We start from the raw sequence: 19,252 nt of genomic DNA on the forward strand, positions 1-19,252 counted from the left end.
TGGTCAACGATCTGATACCGGTCCGAGGGGCCGGTGCGGCGACGCTGGAACGCATGGCCCGGACCCTGGGTCTGGGCGCGGGCGGAGCCGGCCTCGTGGCGGCCTTCCACACCATGACCCGGTGCTGGGGCACGGCGGCCGCCGACGAGCTTCCCCTGTCCGACGTCTCTCCCGACGGGTCGCCGATCGAGTTCGCCGCCGAGCTCGATGGAGCCCACCCCGCACTTCAGTTCGCCGTCGAGCCCTTGGCGCCCGGGGTACCGGCCAAGGACCCGGCGGCGGCACGGAAGGTGATGTCGACGCTCGTCGAGCGGTACGGCGTCGACGCCGAGCGGTGGTCGGCCGTGGCCGAGGTGCTGCTGCCCGACGACGCGGCCTGTACGCATGTGGCGATGTACGGCGCCGAGGCCCGCCGGGAAGGGCCGATCCGGTTCAAGGTCTGGTTCTACCTCGACGTCGAGGGCCCGTTGCGGAACTTCGACCTGCTCGACGCGGCGCTCGAACGCCTCGGGCTGTCCGCACGGAGGCCGGTGTTCGGCGCCGGCCCGGACGACAGAGGCCGGGGCGTGCCCTTTCTGCTCTCCCTGGACCTCGCCAACGACGCCACCGCCCGGGTGAAGGTCTACGCCCGGCACTTCGCGGGCAGCGCCGGCGAGATGGCCGCGACCCTCGCCGGCTACCCGGGCTTCCGGGCCGGCGAGGTCCGGTCGCTGTGCCGGCTGGCCGGCGAGCGGCCGGACTTCAGCACCCAGCCCGCCGTGACCTGCGTGTCCCTGGCCGACGCGGGCGGCGTGGACCGGACGCAGGCCACGCTCTACGTGCCCCTGTGGACCTACGCCCCCGACGACGCCCTCATCCGGGACCGGATGCGCCGGTTCCTCGCCGCGCAGCCCGGTGCCGCGCGGCGCTACGAGCGGCTCCTGGCCGACGTGGCCCACCGTCCGCTCGACGCGGGCACCGGAGTCCACAACTACGTCTCCTGGCGGCCGGGAGGATCCGGCCTGCGGCGGAAGATCTACCTCTCGCCGCAGATGCACGACGTCAACCCGCCCACGTTCGGCGCGGGACGACGCGACCGTACCGAGGACCCGGCTGCCTGGACCGCGGCGGGCAGCGGACGGGCCTGAACGACCGGCGGTGACGGCGGCACCGGCGGACCCGCCACCGCCGGCCGCCCGCCTCACGGCCTCACGGCCGCACGCCGGCCCCGAACCCCGTCCACCGCAGATCGGCCGGCAGGTGCCCCATGTCGTTGTAGAGCAGCATCGTCGGCTCCGACCCGTCGCGGTACTCGATCACCGTCAGCGCCGTGTTCCCGCAGTTCAGGCCCAGCCAGCGCACCGGAGGCGCGCCGAGGGCGTCCCGGACCAGCCAGGCCACCTGATAGGCGTGGGTGACCAGGACCTCGTGCGTCTCGGTGGCGGCGGGGCGCGCGAACCTGGCGGTCAGAGCGGAGGAACGGCGCTCCGCCTCCTCGGCCTCCTCGGCGCCGTACCCGTCGAAGAACGGCGCCCAGGCCGGCGGCGCCTGCTCCGGTACGTGCGGGACGTGGTCGATCAGTTCGGGCGCCTCCAGCACGTCGGCCTTCGGCAGATGGGTGCCGATGATGCCCGCGGACCGCACCGCCCTGGGCAGGGGCGAGTGCCACACCACGTCGATCGGAAGGCCGGCCAGGCGCTGCCCGACCAGGTCCGACTGCTGCTGCCCTACGTCGGTCAGTTCACCGAACGGGTCCGCCGCTCCGTGCCGTACCAGGTACACATGCCGAGTTGCCATGGCCGATCTCCTTGCAGGTCGGGCTCGTGATCAATGATTCGGGCGGTGCGGTGAGGGCCGGGACCCGGGTCAGCGGTGACGCAGGATGGTGTGGGCCGCGTCGAGGCGCTGGGCCTCGTCGCGCGCGGAGTGGTCGCCCGAGACGTCGTCCGCCCAGGCGAGCAGCCGGTGGAGGTGCTCGTCGGCCGCGTTCGCGACGACGCGGGGGGTGCCGAGGGCGACCTCGCCGCTGGTCCCGTCGATGGTGACGAGCGTGCCCTCGCCGACGGTGCGGCCGCCGACCGTCACGGAGCCGCTGCCGGCGTCGACGGTGAGGCCGCTGACGCCCACCACCGCGGGCTTGCCCATGGCGCGCGCGACGACCGCGGCGTGGCTGGCCGGCCCGCCCCGCGCGGTGACGATCCCGGTGGCGGCGGCGAGGCCGTGCATGTCGTTCGGGGAGGTCTCCGGCCGTACGAGCACGACCGGGGCGTCCCGGGCCATGCGCACGGCCCCTTCCGCCGTGGTCGCCACGCGGCCCACGGCGACGCCGGGGCAGGCGCCGAGCCCCCGGGCGAGGACGTCGGTCCCCTCGGACGGCGCGATGCGCGGCGTACGGACGTGCCGCAGGTGCTGCGGCGAGACCCTGAGCAGTGCCTCGTGACGTCCGATGACCTGCTCGTCGACGAGTTCGGCGGCAACGCGGACGGCGGCGCCGCCGACGAAGCGGCCCGGCCTGACCTGCAGGATCCACAGCTCGCCGGCCTCGAACGTGAACTCGACGTAGCAGGCGTCGCGGTAGTGCCCCTCGATCCGGCGCAGCGCGTCGAGCAGCTCCGCCCACACGCCCGGCTCCCGCTCGGCGAGCTCGCCCAGCGGCCGGGTCGTCGACCTGCCCGAGACGACGTCCTCTCCCTGGTGACCGAACAGGACCTCGCCGTACGGGACGTTCCCCCCGGTGTTGGGGTCGCGGCTGAAGGCGACTCCGGTGCCGCTGCGGGCGTCGCGGTTCCCGAACACCATCTGCTGGACGACGACCGCCGTGCCGAGGTCGTGCGGGATGCGGTTCAGCGTGCGGTACGTGCGGGCGCGGGGCGTGTCCCACGACGAGAACACGGCCTCCACCGCCCACTCCAGCTGGCGGGTCACATCGTCCGGAACCGGCCGGTCGCAGCGTTCTCGTACGAGGTCCTCGACCGCCTTCATCGCGGCGGCGGCGTCTCCTGCGTGAGCGGCTGACGTGCCGTCCACGTCCGCGGTCGTGACCGCGGAGGCGAAGCTCGACAGGAAGCGCAGACGCGAGTCCAGGGCGAACCGCCGGTCGCCCGTCTCGGCGGCCAGGCCCTCGGTGGCCCCGGTCGTGAGGCCGAGGTTGAGGATCGTGCTCATCATGCCGGGCATCGAGACGCCGGCCCCGGAGCGCACCGACACCGCCAGTGGCCGGTGCGGCCCGCCGAAGGCCCGCCCGGTGGAGCGTTCCAGGCCGGTGACGGCCGCCGCGAGCTCGTCGTCGAGCCCGTCGGGACGGCGTCCTTCACGGAGGAAGGCACGGCAGGCGTCGGTGGTGACGACGAACCCGGCCGGAACCCGCAGCCCGAGGCGGTGCAGCAGAACCAGGCCGTGCGCCTTGCCGCCCAGCGTCTCCGCCGTCTCCTCGGTCTCGGCGGAGATCGTGCGGATCCACTGCGTCGTCCTCTTCATCGCTGGATCCCGAGGGTGGCGAGCTGGTCTTCGTGCAGCTCCGCCCACACGGTGTGGTACGACGCGGTGCTGTCGGTCACGTACTCCGGATGACCGGAGGCGGCCCGGTGGAGGGCTTCGGCGAGGCGGACGCGGTACCGGCCGAACCGGGGGAGCGCGGCGGCCAGTTCGGCGCACACGGGGGTGACGCGCCGGTCGAGGTCGGCGAACTGTTCGAGGACCTGGGCGTCGTAGACGGAGTCGCTGTGGTCGTTGGCGCTCAGCACGTCGTCGACGTTGCGGAGCTGCCACGCGGTGGAGAGGTCGAGCAGCTCCGGGTTGAGCACGAGGAACCGGTCGTAGGCCGCCGTCACGGCCTTGCGGGCACCGGCGGACTCCAGCTCGCCGGTGATCCGCTCGGCGTCGGCGACACGGCCGGCGTCCGTGAGACTCCAGCCGGGCAGGCCCCCGGACATGCGCGTGACGAGCCCGGCGGCGCCGAGGTCGATGAGCTCGGACTCCACGTCGGACTCGTCGAGGCCCGTGACCAGATGGAGGCGGGTGAGGCTGGCGGCGCCGGCACAGCGCAGGGCGTGCAGCACCAACAGGTTCGTGTCCGTGGCGTGGATGTGAGGCCGGTTCACGTCGTGTCCTTCTGGTATGCGGTGTGCGGTTCGGTATGCGCTTCGGTGTGCGGGAAGGCTGCGGCGGGGCGGCACCGTCACTCCTGGCGGCCGTAGGCGCGGACGGCGAGCGGGCAGAAGACGACGAACAAGCCCGCCGACCACAGCAGGGTGAGGCCGACGCTGTTCGCGACCGGCGTCCCGTTCAGTAGGGCGCGGCAGGCGTCCATGACGTGCGTGACGGGGTTGACGTCCGCCCACGCCCGGAGCCACCCGGGCAGGGTGTCCGTCGGGGCGGCGAGGCTGCTGCCCAGCTGGAGCGGCAGGAAGGCGATGAAGCTGAACGACAGCACGGCCTCGGCACTCTTGACGAGGACCCCGATGAACACCGTGACCCAGCTGAGGCAGAAACCGAAGAGGATCGCGAGCCCGGCCGCCCCCAGCGCGTCGAGGAAGCCTCCCCGGGCACGGAACCCGAGCGCCGTGCCGATGCCGGACAGCACCGCCACGGCGATCAGATAGCGGAGGATGTCGGCCGTCACGGAGCCGAGCAGCGGCGCCGTACGGCTGATCGGCAGACTGCGGAACCGGTCCGTGACGCCGTTCTTCAGATCGAGGTTGATGGCCGACCCGGTGGAGATCATGCCGGCCAGCCCGGCGCCCATGACCAGGATCCCGGGGAAGAGGTACTGCAGGTAGTCGGCGGTGGTCCCGGCGACCGGGCGGCCGAACAGGTAGAGGAACAGGACCATGAACAGCGCCGGGGTGACGATGCCGTTCATGATCGGGCCGGGGTTGCGGGTGGTCTTCACGAGGCTGCGCCGGGCGAGCACCGCACTGTGCCGGAGCGTGGCGAAGGGGCGGGGCCCGGTTTCCCCGGGAGCAGCCTGCGGCAGGGTCGTGGTCATGCTGCGGCGTCCTCGGTGTCGGCTGCGGGCGCCCCGGTCAGGGACAGGAAGACCTCGTCGAGGCTGGGCAGGCGGAACGCGAGCTCGCTGACCTCGATGCCCTGCCCCCGGAGCTGTGCGGTGATCTCGAAGAACTCCGCGTCGCCGGCGACCGGCACGACGAGTTCGTGGCGGCGCGAGCGCTCGGGTTCCCGCCCGGCGACCCGGGCGACGATCGCCGCGGCGGGGCCGAGGTCGGCGGCGTCGGCCGGCCGGAGCACGATCGTGTGCCCGCCGACCTCGCGCTTGAGAGCGGCGGGGGTGCCGGACGCGATCACCCGTCCGTGGTCGATGACGGTGATCTCGTCGGCGAGGGCGTCCGCCTCCTCCAGATACTGCGTCGTGAGCAGGACCGTGACGCCGTCCCGGATGAGCCCGCGGATCATCTGCCACAGCTCGTCGCGCTTGCCGGGGTCCAGCCCGACCGACGGCTCGTCGAGGAAGACGACCTCGGGCCGCCCCACCAGGGCGGCGGCCAGGTCGAGCCGGCGCCGCATCCCGCCCGAGTAGGCGGCGACGGGCCGGTCGGCCGCGTCGTCGAGGCCGAAGCGGGACAGCAACTCGCCGGCCCGCCGGCGGGCGTCCTCCCGCCGGAGGTCGAGCAGCCGGCCGATCATGACCAGGTTGGAGCGCCCGGACAGCTCGTCGTCGACGCTCGTGTGCTGCCCCGACAGCGCGATGCGCCGGCGGACCCGCCCCGGATCCCGGCGTACGTCGATCCCGGCCACGCGCGCCTCGCCCGCGTCGGGGCGCAGCAGGGTCGCCAGTACGCGTACGACGGTCGTCTTCCCGGCGCCGTTGGGCCCCAGCAGCCCCAGCACCTGCCCCCGGGGAGCCGAGAGGCTGACCCCGTCGACCGCGGTCGTCCGGCCGAACTTCTTGACCAGCCCGTCGACCTCGAACCCTTTGTCCTCCACGCCCACGCCCATGCCCACACCTCGCTTCAGATGCTCATGACATTCCGATGACGCCATCATCTGGATGCCATCTGTATCATGACACGGCGCGAGCGGAAGGGGCCATGGAATGGCGAGGTTGACCCGGGCACAGCAGCAGGAACGGACCCGCGCGGCCGTGCTGATCGCGGCCCGGGAGGAGTTCGCCGAACACGGATACGCCGAGGCCAAGGTCGACCGGATCGCCGAACGCGCCGACCTGACCAGGGGCGCCGTCTACTCCAACTTCACCGGCAAGCGCGCGCTCTACCTCGCGGTACTCGCAGAGACCGCCGAACAGGCCCGGTCCGCGGCCGAACCGCCCACCGCATCACCCGGCACCGCCGCGCAGGCACTGGGCGTCTTCGCCCGCATCTGGCTCGAACGACTGCCGTTCGCCGCCGACACCCCCGGCAGTGGCCACCTCCGGCTGCGCTCGCTGACCGGCGTCCTCGACACCGAACCGGCCCGGGCGGCCCTGGCCGAACTCCTCCGGTTCGAAGCCCTCCTGCTCGCCCAGGCCCTCGAACCGCGGGCCGCGCTGCGCACGGGGACGGTACGACGGGCCGAGCTCACCCTCACCCTGCTCCACGGCGCGGCGAGCCTCGCCGAGAACGCCCCCGGCGCCGGCGACCCCTTCGATCTGACCCGCGCCGCCGAGCACCTCGCCGGCCTCCCCCTCCTCGACGACGCGGACCCGCCCCACCTGCCCTACGTCCCTCCGGCCCGGCCCACGCGAGACGCCTGGACGGCCCCCCGCGACCTCCGCGACGAGATCACCGGCCGCCGGGTCGACCTCGACGACGACGGCGTGGTCGTCGTGCTCGGTGCCGGACGCCTGTCCGCGGCCGAGGACGCAATGCGCTCTGCACGATCGGGCGACCGGCTGACGTTCGCCGTCGTAACCGCCGACCCCGCCGAGACCGGCCGCCTGGCCCGGCTGAGGATCGTCGATCTGATCGCCTGCCTGCGGCGGGTTTTCGCGCCCGGGGACCTACCGCACCCGCGCGTCGTCTTCGACGAGACGGGCGCGGTCCCCGCGGCCATCGGCTGCGCCCCGGCGGACGACTCCGCCGAGGTCGCGATCCGTGTCCAGGAGGGCCTGATCGTGGCCCGGGCGGAGGGGCGTGGGGCGGGGTATGCGGTGACGGGCCGTGGTGCCCAGGCGCTGGGGTGACCCAGCGCCTGGGCGGCAGATGGCTGATCGCCGTTAGGCGATGTGGACCGTCCAGAAGGACCGGGCGTTGTCCGTCTCGCCGTTATGCACCTCTGCTTCGTCACCGAGGCCATCGTGGGCCCACAGGTAGCCTCCGCCGAGCCAGCCGTTTTCAAGATGGATCGAACTCTTGTCGTGTGCGACTCCGTTGCCGTTGACGGAGACGTACGGTGCTTCGATGCCCGTGAGGCCGGACGTCGTGAACTTGGTCGTACCGCCGTACGCGACGGTGATGTCGCTATTTGCCTGGAGGAACCCACCGACGGTGAGGGCGCCGGTCACGCCCGCTGCGCCTGTCACCGTGAGCGTCGCCTTGGCACTGAGGTCCTTGTCCACGGTGAGCGCCTGCAGTTCGGTGGAGCCGCTGACGGTCAGTGCCTGCTTCGCGGTGAGGTCCTTGTTCACCGTCAGCCCCTGGACATCGGTCGCGCCGGTGACCGAAAGGCCGCCGCCCACCGTCAGGCCCGCGACGCCGGTCGAGCCGGTGACCGTGAGTCCGCCGTCCACCTCCAGCCCCGTCAACTTCGGGTTCTTCACCGTGACCGTGGTCGTCAGGTAATGCGTGGTCCCGCCGGTGACGTACGAGAGCTGGAACGTCGTATCGCGATCGATCGTCGTGTTGTACTCGTGGCTCTTGCCCACCGTGTGCGGGGTGCCGCCGTGCGAGACCGTGTAGTCGAGGGTCGACGGGCCGTTCCACGTGAGGCGGACCGTGGTGCCGGCGGCGACCTCCTGGCTGTCCGCCGTGAAGTCGGAGACGGCCATGACAGGGATCTTCGGCGCCGGGAACTTCGTGAGGGCCAGCCTGGTGAAGTGCGGGTTCTCGGGCCACTTGTCCGTGTTCGTGGTGGCGACCTCACGGATCTCGATCCGGGCCGTGCCGGGCCGGGAACTGATCTTCAGGTTCTCCAGCGTGATGGTGATGCCGGAGACGTCGACCGCGGCGTCGCCCGCCTTCGGCTTGGCCGCGAAGTGGGCGTAGTCGCCCGGCGGCAGGATGGTCTGCGTGCCCGGCTCGATGCGCTGCACCGTCCAGTCCGGGGCCTGTCCGTCGCCCGCGTCGGCCTCGACCAGGCTCTGGGCGAGATCGCCCTCCGGGAGGGAGAAGACGATCTCCCTGCAGTAGACGGTGTCGCCGCCGCCGTTCGAGACCACGATGTGCAGCGCCGTCGCAGGGTCGTCGGCGCCGGTCGACGCGTACAGCGGGAACGGCTCGCTGATGATGGCGTAGTCCAGCAGAGGGGCGTCCGGCTCGCTCACGGAGTCGGCTCCTTTCGGGGTGGGTACAGGTAGGTGCTGGTGCTGGTGTTGCGGAGTCACTTGGAGTCGAAGCCGCCGGTCAGGCGCAGGAAGCCGGTCCGTACGGTCGGGCCGTCCTCGTCCAGCCGGGCCGCCTGGTCGATCTGCACGATCGGCTCGTGGGCCCACTGCGGTGCGGGGCCGGCTCCGGCGGGCGCGTCGGGGACGACCAGTTCGGCCCAGTCCCACGTGCCCTGCGGGGAAGCGGGGTGCGGCACGGCGAGGGCGTTGACGAAGCCCGCGGGTGCGTTACCGCCACCCGCGCCCACGTCCTTGCCCGGGACCTTCCGCGTCGTGGTCAGCACCGGGCTGAGCCGCAGCGCCACCTGCATCGCGGCCATGGCCGTCCGCGTGAAGCGCGTCGGGAGCCGGAGTGTCGTCACCGGGAGGACGTCCGTGGTGGCGTGGACGGTGGCCTGCGGGTCGAGCAGGAGGGTGAGGTGCGTCTGCTGCGTGGAGTCCGCCCGGAGGCGGGGCCAGTTGGCGTCGGCGATCTCGGCCACGTAGCCGGTCCGGGTGTCCGGCTTGGCCACCGCGTAGAACGTCCCGTAGTCGTCCTCGGAGAAGTAGCCGATCAGGCCGTCGCCCTTCTGGCCGGCGTTGCCGAGGCGGACGGGCCACCGGTAGTCGAGGTGGGCCATCTCCGGGGGCGTGGGCTGCCCGTCGGGGCGTGTGCCCCACGCGGCCTGGGTCTTCCAGTCCAGCGCGTACTGCCAGCCCGCGTCGGCGACGGGAAGGCCGTCCAGCTCGAAGCCGAGCCGGGCGCGGACCAGGGCGAGCGGACGGCCGAGCAGCGCGCCGAGGACCTCGTCGCCGTAGGGAGTGCCCGGGTCGATGCCGGCGAGCGTGTGGTCGACGGTGGTCAACAGGTCCGCGAAGGCGTCCGGGCCCTTCGCGGCCAGTTCGCGGGCGAACGCGTAGAGCTGCGGCCGCGCGTCCCGCAGGTCGTCGATCGTGCGCACCCGGGAGTCCGGCAGGGGCCCCCAGCCGAGCACGGTCGTCACGTCGCCCGCATCGCCCTCGCGGAGTTCGAGGCGGAGTTCGCCGAGGGGCTCGCCGGTCGGCGCGTAGCAGAGCAGGGAGCGGTCGACGTAGTTGGGGACGATCCACGCGCCCACCGGCGTGGTGTTCGCGGTCAGGTCGACGAGCTGCGCGTCGTTGTGCTCGGCGACGAAGTCGAACCGCAGCCGGGCGGCCTGGAGCAGGCGCGGCGGCAGCTGGACGAACCGCCCCGGGTCCGTGGGCTCGACGGTCTTCGGGCCGGTGTGCAGGCTGTCGCCCACCTTCGGGACGAAGGTGTTCGCGTCGCCGGGCAGCAGGACGTCGAGGCTCTGGCCGAACTCGTCGACGATGCTCAGCATGCGCAGTTCGAACTGTCCGGCCCGGATCTGGGTGAAGCCGGAGTCCTGCCAGCCCTTGAACGGCTCGGGCAGCTTGCCCGGGTCGGGCAGGTGGCGGAACGCGTCACCGACGAGCTCGCCGATCCTGCCGGGCGGGCTGACGCCGGGCGCCGGGTTGCGCAGGGCGAAGGCGTCCGTGAGTCCGTCCAGCCGCTGCGAGAGCAGGTCCAGGTCCTTGACCTGCGCCGCCGCGGCGGTGAGGGCCTTCGCCGTCTCCGCGTCGGGGTGGCCGGCAGCATGCCGTTCGAGTCCGCCGCTCGTCGTGTGCTGCGGCAGCGGTACGAGGAAGCGGCGCCCGGTGACCTCGACGGCGCCGGTGGCGGCCGAGCCGTTCGTCCACTGGTAGTGGCTGCCGTCGAACGTCCAGTTCGGGTCGTTGAGGTCGCCGTAGGGGACCTGCCAGTGGTCGACGCGCCACTGGAACAGCAGCGGCTTCCACGGCTGCCGCCAGGGGGCCGGTGCGATGTCGGGCGTGTACTTTCCCGCGTCCTTCGGGTCGATCACGCACGCGAACTCGACCAGCAGGGCCGGCGCTACCGGCGGCAGTCCGCTGCCCGTCGTGAGCGAGGCGAAGGGGTTCGCACGCCCGTCGTCGACGATCTGCGACGGCATGCGGCAAGGGAGGGCCGTCCCGTCGCCCGTCAGCGGCTTGTGGGCGGTGTGGCTCTTCGCGCCGGCCAGCACCACTGTCGGGTCGGTGGCCTGGTAGAAGGGAGGGAGCGTCTCCTTGCGCAGCTCGTAGCCGTCGGGCAGCGGGTGGCCGTTGATGCAGTCGGTGATGGCCTTCTGCAGCGTGTTCCGGAGGTCGCCCTGCGCGACGGCCACCCGGGCGGCGAGGCCGTCCCCGTTCGACGGGTCGATCTCGGCGCGCAGCCGCTCGCGGCTGTACTGCGGCGGAATGAGCGGCAGGCTGTGCATCCACCACAGGGCGTACAAGCGCTGCTGGAGCGCCGCGAGTTCACGCTCCGCCTCGTCGTAGGCGCGCTGGTGGCCGTTGAGCTCCGCCAGCCATGCCTCGTGCTCGGGTGAGACGCCGGACCACGTGACCGACTTCGGATCGCCGGAGGCGTTGCCCTTGGCGTTGGTGTCGGCGAGCCGCCATACGTAGCCGCCCGGTATCTGCTGGAACCAGCCCTTGTGCAGGGCCTGGGCAGTGAGCACGTCACCGTCGGGCTCGTCGAGGGTGTTCAGCAGGCCGCCGGCGAGGGCGTGCAGCAGGGCCGGGTCGGTGGTGTGGTCGATGGCGTTCCCGGAGCCGTCGGGCAGGGCCGCGCGGGCTCCGGCGATCAGTGCGGCGTGCGCCTCGTCCGCGCTGCTCCCGACGGCGATCCGGTCGCGGACGTCCGTCTTCTCCGGGCGGTCGGAGTCCGGGGCGGCGCCCTCGCGGGTCCACTGCACCTGGAGTGCGCGGCCGCAGTACGTCGTGCTGCCGGGCTTCCAGCTCTCCGCGAGGTCGGTGACCGTCCAGCCGAGCCCGGCCAGTACGGAGCCGACCGTCGCGCCCGCGACGTCCAGGCGACGGCGCAGCTCCTCCTGTGCCGGGTCCGAATACCAGCCCACGATCTGGTAGTTGACGGTCGCGCTGTCCACGCCCGTCAGCGGGTCGTGCAGGGAGAAGACGTTCTCGTGGTACGGCTGGTAGGCGTGGAAGGTCATGATGCCGGGGCCGACCGCGGTGAGGAACAGCTCCTTGCGCGAGGCGTCGGCGGGCTCGCTCCACGCGGTGCCGCCGGTACCGATGGGCTGCTTCCTGCCGATCTGCGTCGTGATGATCGTCGAGCGGTACGGCGTGTTCGCCGGGTCCCCGGCGCCGGGCCTGACGGGGTGGATGAAGCGCGACGTGCCGTCCTCGGGGTCCAGGAAGTCGCTCTCCACCACCCAGCCGGTGGTCAGGTCGTCCCTGCCCGGAACCTGCCGGACCACGAGCCAGCGGTTGGGCACGAGCGGGAACTCCGTACGCCCGCCCGGGGTGCGCGCGCCGCCCTGGCGCAGCGCGTCGGGCAGCTCCCAGCGCACGTAGACGCCGTCGTACTGCTTGTAGGCGTCGTCACTCTCGTGCTCCCCGGTGGCGTTCCACTGGTCCTCGTTGGTGAACGGGGCCACCTCGGGGCTGAGGCTGTGGCGCAGCAGGTTGAAGTCGGGCCGCCAGCGGCGGAAGCCCTGGCCGTCGCGCTGGCGCAGGTCTTGGTTGACCACCAGGGCGTCCACGTTCACCGGGACGATGAGGGTGTCGTCGCGGTCAGCCATTGGGGTGGTCTCCTGTCGTGGTGAGATGGTGCTCTTCGGGAGCGGTGGTGAAGGTGCGACGCTGCGCGGCGTTGATCATCTGGATGGCGAACTCGCTGGGGCTCAGCGGCCGGTCCTTGACGCCCAGGGCTTTCCTCAGCCCGTCGGCGAGTTTCGCCACGTTCAGCACGGTGTCGGGGTTGCCGGTGCCGGAGGCGGCGCGCAGGTAGTCGCCGAGCCCGGGTGTCGCCGGGAACGGATACTGCTTCGGGTCCAGTTCCTTCCCGATGCCGGCTCCCGAGAGGGCCCGCAGCCGGATGATGCCGTCCTTGACCGGGTCGGTCTCGTCGTCCGTGTTCGGCTCGTCGATGCCGAAGTGGACGCCCTGCTGCGGCTCGGCGAGCTCGACCCGGCCCGGCACGCCCTCGATGAGGACGAGCAGGACGTCGTCGGCGAGCGCCTCGCGGCGCAGGACCGGCAGAGTCGTTTCTCCTTCGGTGGCCTCGGGATCCGTGTACGGCCGGACCTCCAGCGCGGGCCAGCCGCTGACGAGCTGCGAACGCAGCAGGAGACCGGTGACGGGCGCGGTGAAGGGCGGCAGCGGGGCCTGGCCCGTGGGTCCGAAGACCAGCTCGTCCGAGGTGAGGTCGAAGGTGTGGGCGAGTCCCACGCTCAGCGCGCCGTCGAGCAGCGTCGCGGTCCAGTCGGGGTCCACGTAGAAGAAGCGCAGGCTTTCCGACGGCAGCATCCGCGTGTCGGGCACGAGATGCGCGAACGGCACGCCCGTGAGGTTGCGCAGGCCCAGCAGCCGGTTCCGGACGAGGGCGAGGTCGTCGTCGTGCGGGTCGACGAGCGGGGCGTCGGCCGCGGTGAGCTTCGCGTGCAGCTCGGTGTCGGCGCGCAGGCGCTCCACGGTGAGCCCGGCGGTGGCGGGCAGCGCCGTCGCGGCCGGCACGGGGGTGACGGCGGGGCGTCGTACGGGGGCGGCTACGGCCTGACGGTCGCGGGCCGGTGCGGTCAGGACCTCGCCGAGGTGGCCGGCCAGGCCGTTCGCCGCCAGATGCTCGATACGTGCCCGCGCCCCGGTGTCCGTCGCCACGCGGCTCTTCTTCTCCGCCGCTTGCTGCACCTTGCCGCGCAGACGCAGCAGCGCCGCGCCGAACTGGTGGTCGGCCAGGGCGACGCCCCGGCCCGCGGTGAACGCGGTCGCGAGGCTGACGTCGTAGACCCCGTACTGCTCCAGGTGGATCAGAGCCTCGGCCGCGCAGCGGCGGCGTTCGCGGTCGGACTGCGGCTCGGCCGGCCGGGGGATCAGCGGGCCCCGGTACCAGCCGAAGGTGGAGCGCCCGGACTCGGTGCGGCACGAGATCGGCAGGTAGCCCTTGGCGAGCCGGTCGGCGATCTCCTGCTGGTCGGACCCGGACAGCGGCTTGCCGGACGGCAGCGGTACGCGCAGCAGCAGCGCGGAGCCGCCCTCGCCCTCGCTGTCGACGAAGTGCTCGGTGAGCGCGGCGAATCCGGGTGCGTGGTCGGGGATCGTCTCGAACGCCCACGACCACAGGGAGACCAGCCGCACCGCCTGCTCGGGGCCCTCCGTCTCCTTGGCACCACCGGGCAGGTACGGCAGCCAGCCCTCCAGGGAGACGAGGTGCGCGACGTAGCGGCCGCCCGCGGCGCGGGGCAACCGGTTGCCGACCACGACCGCGTAGTCGCCCACCTGGATCAGGTCGTCGCCCGGTGCCACGCGCTGGTGCTGTTCGTTGACGCGGCGCACGTGGGTCAGGAGGGGCAGTTCGTCCTGGGCGGGGGCGACGGCGCGGAAGACGGTTCTCGGCACCAGGACGGTGCGGCAGGTCGTCGGCTTATCGTCGTCGGTGATCGGGTCCGCGTGCCGGTCGAACGGGGGCAGGAGGACGCCGTCCTCGGTGCCGGTCAGGTCGGCCACCGTCCGCGCGTCGGTCCGCCCGAGACAGTGGGGGTCGGTGCCGGGCAGCTCGCCCTCGCCGAAGACGAGGAGGGCCAGCCACGGCAGGCGCGTTCCGTCCTTGGCCGTCGCCTCGTCCCGCTCCCACGGCAGGGTCGCGCGGTCGAGCGTGACGTGCGGCAGCACGTCGTCGTACAAGCCGCTGGCGCCCGGCGTCGGGTACGCGCCGTGGATCCACTCCGGCTGCACGGTGAAGCGCGGCGCGCGGACCTCCACCTCCTGGGTCACCGGGGTGTCCAGGTAGTTGTCGGTGTCGACCCGGTTCCCGCCCTTGGTCAGGGACTGGTGCGCGGTGAGGGTGTAGCGCCCGGCGGTGAGCCGGGGCACCAGCGAGTCGACGAACTGCACGTTCAGCGACGGGTCGGGATCCAGGGCGTACTCGGAGGGGCTCATGCCGCACCGCCTTCGGTGATTCGGGTGATGCTGGGAACCGCCGGGGTGCCGGTGACCGTCGGCGGTACGGTGACGGCGAGCGCCACCGGTTCGTCCTTGAGGGGGACGGTGACGGGGAGCAGGACCGGCGGGTCCGACACGACGTCCACGACGTGGAGCGGCGCGACCTCGCCGTTCTCCGGGCCCTTGGACCGGGCGACGTACAGCCGGTCACCGGCGGCCGACACCGCGAGCGCGACGGGCCGCGCGCCCACCCACACGGGCTCGGCCGCTTCCCGGGGCAGATCGCCGGACGTGTCGAAGACCGAGACGGTGCCGGTCACGGCGTTCGCCACGTACAGCCGCTTGCCGTCGGCGGAGGCGGCCAGCGCGCTCGGCGCGGTGCCCGTGCGCAGGGTCGCGGCGATCGCCTTGGCGGTGACGTCGATGACGGTCACCGTGGACCTGCCCGTGTTGAGTGCGTACACCCAGCGGCCCTTGGGGTCGGCGGCGAGGCGGGTGGGGGAGGGGCCGGCGGGCAGGTACGCCTTCGCGGTGGGGTTGGCCAGACTGCTGACGTCGACCTTCATGACGCAGTCTTCCTTGGGCAGCGCAATGTAGACCGACTGGTCCCACGGCAGGGCGGTGACCACGTCCGCGGGCTCGGCCGACCTCCAGTCCGCTGTCAGGATGCCGTAGGTGTGGCCCGAGGCCGGCGTGTCGCCCTGGAAGCCGAGGATCAGCATCTGATCCGGCTGCGCGTAGGTGACGTATGCCCACGCGTGGTCCGGTGCGAATGCCACGCCCTTGGCGTTCGTCGGCACCGAGAACGGGGCGGGCTTCAGACCGACTGCCTTCCCTGGTGGGTTGGCGGTGATGTCGAACGCGTCGAAGTGCTCGCGCCCCGGGGAGGCTGTGGTCAGTCGACTGCCGTCCGGGCTGACCGCGAAGTAGGCCGGGCCCGGATTCGCCAGCGCGATCGGCTCGTACACCGTCAGGCTCTGCGCGTCGACCGGCGTCACGGTCGCCCCCGCGCCCAGCACGTACAGCCGCTCGCTCGCGGCCGGCCGGCCCGGGACCGGGGGAGCGGGCTGGACCGTGACGTCACCGGCCACCAGGCCGTCGGTGGCCGTGAGCCGCTCGTTGGTGCCGGGACCGGGGCTCACGCCCAGGTAGTCCATCGCGGCGAAGAGCCGGTCGCGGGACTGGTCGACCAGTGCGCCGGCCTGACCGCTGGTGACGGCGCCCACGCTTGCGCGGACCTCCGCCACCGGGGCGGCCTCGGCGACGAGCTCCACGGTGACCGGCTGCGGGGCCTCGGCCTGTACGGGCGCGGACTCCGCTGCGGCGGCGGCCCGAACGGCGGCCGGCCGCACCAGCGGCAGTCTGCCGTTCGGTGTCCGGTCGTCGTGCGCGATCGTCCCGGCCTTGATCGGCCCCGGTGTGCTGCCTTGCGTGGGCTGCGGCAGCCGCAGGTCGACGCCGGTCAGCTGGTGGTCGACGCGCTGCGCGCTGCCGGTGGTCAGCTTGCCGTCGTACTTGCCCCACAGGGCCGCGGGCAGGCTCACCACGTTCGGCGTGGCGGCCCAGGCACTCAGGTCCTGCGCGGCGGATTCCCTGGTGAGCGTGACCGTGAGCGTCGAGTCGAGGGCTTCGCCGCCGTCCCGGAGGGGCCGGATGTCGACGTCCGTACCGTCGACCGCGTGCTGCTGGTCACCGAGGTAGAGCTTGCCGATCGGGACGGCCGTACGCACCGCGAAGGAGAAGTCACCGGTGCCGACGGTCCAAAGGCCCGGCTCGTCCTTGGACTCCACCGGTATCAGGCCGTCCATGGGGACGAGCCGGACGGCGTCCTGCGCCGAGGGCAGCTGCTTGACCACCTCGGACCAGGACGCGGCCTTGTCGCCGCTCGCACTGCCCTCGCCGAAGCCGATGGTGAAGGAGATGAACCAGAGGTGGACGGTGACCTCACCGCCCGTCGGCGGTCCCCAGAGGTGCAGGGACGCGCCGACCTCGACGCTGATCGTCTCGCGCACCAGCCACAGGTCGAGCACGTAGCTGACACCGATGCTCACGTCGATCCCGGCATCGAAGTGGAAGGGGGCCCATTCGATGAGGATGTGGGCGTGGGCCGTCAGCCAGGCGTGCAGGTCGCCGGAGCGGAAGTTCACGTCCAGTGCCCCGCCGGCCATGATGGCGCCGGGGGTGAGCGCGAAGTACGAGCCGCCGCTGATGGTCAGCTCCGGGGTGACCGGCCAGTTGAAGCCCAGCCGCGGCACCTGCGGGTAGTACGCGGGCACGGGGTAGCCGGGGTAGTAGCCGCCCAGCGTCAGGACGAAATCACCGGCGTTCGGGCCGTCGAACCAGGTGTAGAGCGCGAATCCGCCGGTGAGCACGCACGCTTCGTCGAGGAGGAACGAGCCGGGTGCGAGCTGGGCGGTCAGCTTCAGCACGCCTTCACTGGCCCGGTACTTGGCGGACAGCCCCAGCCGCACCCGGGCATACGCGGGCAGGGACTGGTCCTTGGGGAAGCGGGCCTCCGCCGTGCCGAGCACGGCGACGGCGAAGTCGTCGCCGACCTCCAGCACCAGCAGCGCCTGGCCGTCGAGGAATTCGAAGACCTTGAACTCGAGGCCCGCTGCGAACCACAACTGACCCGATGCGGATCGCACCCAGGCGTCCTGGCCGCCCATCAGGTTGCCGAGGACCTTCAGCGGGTCGGTTTCCGGGGACGACATGTCCGCGAGGAACGGGAAGTCCAGGACCTCGTCGCCCTCGGGCAGCCGCAGGTCGGTGTTGAGCCCGAAGCCGGCCATGATGCCGGTGACCTGCACGGGCGGCGGGCCGCCGAATTCGCCGTTCACCTTGCCGAAGAGGAAGAAGGACGGCTGATCGGGGTGGGCCGTGGGCCGTGCGTACGCGCCCAGCGCCGTGAGGCCGAACTCCTCCGCCGAAACGGCCAGCGCGCCCTCGATCAACGGGTCGTAGTCGTCACTGGCCCGGTTGACCAGGGATCCCTTGATCGCCAGCGGGGGGCGGGAGTAGCCGACGCTCAGCCCGTCCAGCCGGAACTCCGGAGGTACGGGGTCGGACAGGCGGATTCCCATCCCCAGGCCGTCGACGCCGATGGTGAGGCCGGCCATGCCGAGCGTGGCGTCGAAGAGCACCCACACGGTGTCGTCGGCGAAGCCCACGCCGACGCGGCTCAGGTTCAGGGGGCCGACGTTGCGCTGGACCTTGATCCAGGCGACGAGGGGGAGTCCGGCGGGGGCGGCGGCCGTGTCCGTGGCCACGGCCGTGGCGAGGGCCGGTGCCGTTGCTGGTGCCGGGGCTGCGGCCCTGGATTTCTTGCTGTCGCCACGGACGACGACCGACGTCGTCTCCGAGTGGCCGGGCAGCTGGAGGTCGACGGTGAAGGCCAGGCCCTTGCCCAGGCCGTCGGCGGGCAGCAGCGGCAGCGAACCGTCGCTCGCCGCGAGCGCCTTGTTGAGCTCGCTGACGCGGGCGGTGTCCAGCGGGTCGGAGGTGAGCAGGATGCCCAGCCCGCACACGCCGAGGTCCTGGCCTTCAGGTATCTGCCCGTGGAGCAGTGGTACGTCCGAGAGCTTGGCGTCCAGCCCGACGCCGGCGCGCATGGCCCACGCGCGGGTGCCGCCGGCCGGCTGGTCCGACACGACGACGAGCGAGCCGCCGCCGTTCTCCTTCGCGGCGAACACGATGGACTTGCGGGCCGACGCGTAACCGACCGTGAGGCCGCTGACGGTCGGACCGGCCAGGAACGCCGGTGGTTCCGCCACGCCCAGCAGGGTCGCGACATCGGTGAAGGACACGCCCTTGGAGTCCTCGCAGCTCGCGCTGAACTCGGCGTGCTGGGCGTCCTTGACGGTGAACGTCAGCGTGCGGACGTCGTCGCCCCCGCCCGGCGCGGGCACGGCCAGGACCAGGGTCCCCTCGTATTCCTGGTCGTACGTCCCGCTGTCGCCGGACTTCGACAGGGTCGCCTTCACGTCGAGGTCGGCCGTGGTGTCGCCCAGCGGGAATCCGGCGCCCACCTCGATACGGAATCCCGTGGAGTCCTTGCCCCGGTCGTAGGCCAGCACGAGGCGGTGCAGGGCGATGTCCTTGAGGACCGGCGGTGGCGTGACGCCGAACAGCCCGAAGAACGCTTCGGCGACGTGCCATTCCCTTCCGTCCTCGGGCTCCACGGCGAATTCGTAGCTGGTCCGGTCCGCTGCGAAGTCGAGGGAGCAGGTGATGAGAAGGGGGTCCCCGCCGCCGGCGGCGAGGGCGGCCTGTGCGTAGAGCTCGCGGACCGCGGCACCGTCCATGATGCGGATCTCGTAGACCAGCAGGACGTCCTGCAGCCCCAGAGCGCTGAGGACGGACATCACGGCGTGCTGCTTCAGCGACAGGCCGATCTGGACACCGGTGACGGGGGCGTCGTCGGGGTTGGCCTCGTCATCGCTGAAGAACCAGAGGGAGAGGTTCGGGGTTTCCTTGGCGATGATTCCGGTGACGCAGAGCTTGTCCGGGTCCGGGACCATCTCGGTGAGGGCGGCCCCCATGGTGAACCAGTCCGAAAGGGCGCCGAGGTTCACCGCGTCCTTGAGGTCCCCTAACGCGTCCGGGAGGCCGTCGGGTAACGCCAATTCCGGAGTGGGCGGCGAAAGGCTCTTGAGCCATTCCTTGAGTTCGCCGACGGTCATCGCCACAACGCATTCCTCCCTGACCGATCGGCCGCGCCGGGCACGGGCCGCCGTGAGTATGTGAAGGTGAAATTCGGGCGCACACTATCAACGGCCGAATCCGGGGCGG

At 72.2% G+C, this 19,252-nt stretch carries 11 protein-coding genes; 2 read left to right on the forward strand and 9 right to left on the reverse strand.

What is annotated here, in order from left to right; translation table 11 throughout:
* Window positions 1-53 precede the first annotated feature (53 nt).
* Window positions 54-1,127, forward strand: a complete 1,074-nt coding sequence (locus NQU55_RS14580) for a tryptophan dimethylallyltransferase family protein (RefSeq protein ID WP_168094533.1) — start codon at window positions 54-56, stop codon at window positions 1,125-1,127.
* A 61-nt stretch (window positions 1,128-1,188) separates the two neighbouring features.
* On the opposite strand, the gene NQU55_RS14585 is transcribed toward NQU55_RS14580, so the two are convergent.
* The 5 genes from NQU55_RS14585 to NQU55_RS14605 all read right to left on the reverse strand — a co-directional run bounded on the left by NQU55_RS14585 (window position 1,189) and on the right by NQU55_RS14605 (window position 5,934).
* Complete coding sequence (locus NQU55_RS14585) at window positions 1,189-1,776, reverse strand: histidine phosphatase family protein (RefSeq protein ID WP_168094532.1); 588 nt, start codon at window positions 1,774-1,776, stop codon at window positions 1,189-1,191.
* Between the two features lie 69 nt (window positions 1,777-1,845).
* Window positions 1,846-3,456, reverse strand: coding sequence for a pyruvate, phosphate dikinase (locus NQU55_RS14590; RefSeq protein ID WP_168094531.1), 1,611 nt, complete (start codon window positions 3,454-3,456; stop codon window positions 1,846-1,848).
* On the reverse strand, window positions 3,453-4,079 hold the full coding sequence (locus NQU55_RS14595) for a transcriptional regulator (protein WP_168094530.1): 627 nt from the start codon (window positions 4,077-4,079) through the stop codon (window positions 3,453-3,455). Before NQU55_RS14595 ends, NQU55_RS14590 begins: the two co-directional genes overlap by 4 nt.
* Before the next feature lie 77 nt (window positions 4,080-4,156).
* A complete protein-coding gene (locus NQU55_RS14600; protein WP_168094529.1) occupies window positions 4,157-4,966 on the reverse strand; it encodes an ABC transporter permease in 810 nt (269 codons plus the stop codon).
* On the reverse strand, window positions 4,963-5,934 hold the full coding sequence (locus tag NQU55_RS14605; protein WP_168094528.1) for an ATP-binding cassette domain-containing protein: 972 nt from the start codon (window positions 5,932-5,934) through the stop codon (window positions 4,963-4,965). The genes NQU55_RS14600 and NQU55_RS14605 overlap by 4 nt, the downstream gene beginning before the upstream one ends.
* A gap of 97 nt (window positions 5,935-6,031) precedes the next feature.
* Between NQU55_RS14605 and NQU55_RS14610 the strand changes: the two genes are divergently transcribed.
* Entirely contained in the window at window positions 6,032-7,117 is a 1,086-nt protein-coding gene (locus NQU55_RS14610; RefSeq protein ID WP_168094527.1) for a TetR/AcrR family transcriptional regulator, read from the forward strand.
* 33 nt (window positions 7,118-7,150) lie between these two features.
* Here the strand turns inward: NQU55_RS14610 and NQU55_RS14615 are convergent, their stop codons facing one another.
* Genes NQU55_RS14615 through NQU55_RS14630 form a run of 4 tightly spaced genes read right to left on the reverse strand, consistent with a single transcriptional unit; the run spans window position 7,151 to window position 19,143 of the window.
* Window positions 7,151-8,416 carry a hypothetical protein gene (locus tag NQU55_RS14615; protein ID WP_256790648.1) on the reverse strand — a complete coding sequence of 422 codons (1,266 nt, stop codon included), beginning with the start codon at window positions 8,414-8,416 and terminating at the stop codon, window positions 7,151-7,153.
* A gap of 56 nt (window positions 8,417-8,472) precedes the next feature.
* On the reverse strand, window positions 8,473-12,102 hold the full coding sequence (locus tag NQU55_RS14620; protein ID WP_168094916.1) for a hypothetical protein: 3,630 nt from the start codon (window positions 12,100-12,102) through the stop codon (window positions 8,473-8,475).
* Complete coding sequence (locus tag NQU55_RS14625; protein WP_168094915.1) at window positions 12,095-14,458, reverse strand: hypothetical protein; 2,364 nt, start codon at window positions 14,456-14,458, stop codon at window positions 12,095-12,097. The genes NQU55_RS14620 and NQU55_RS14625 overlap by 8 nt, the downstream gene beginning before the upstream one ends.
* Window positions 14,455-19,143: a DUF6603 domain-containing protein gene (locus tag NQU55_RS14630; protein ID WP_308402237.1), complete on the reverse strand. Its 4,689-nt coding sequence runs from the start codon at window positions 19,141-19,143 to the stop codon at window positions 14,455-14,457. The genes NQU55_RS14625 and NQU55_RS14630 overlap by 4 nt, the downstream gene beginning before the upstream one ends.
* Window positions 19,144-19,252: the final 109 nt, after the last annotated feature.

This window comes from Streptomyces telluris, from assembly GCF_024519335.1.
GTDB lineage: Bacteria > Actinomycetota > Actinomycetes > Streptomycetales > Streptomycetaceae > Streptomyces > Streptomyces telluris.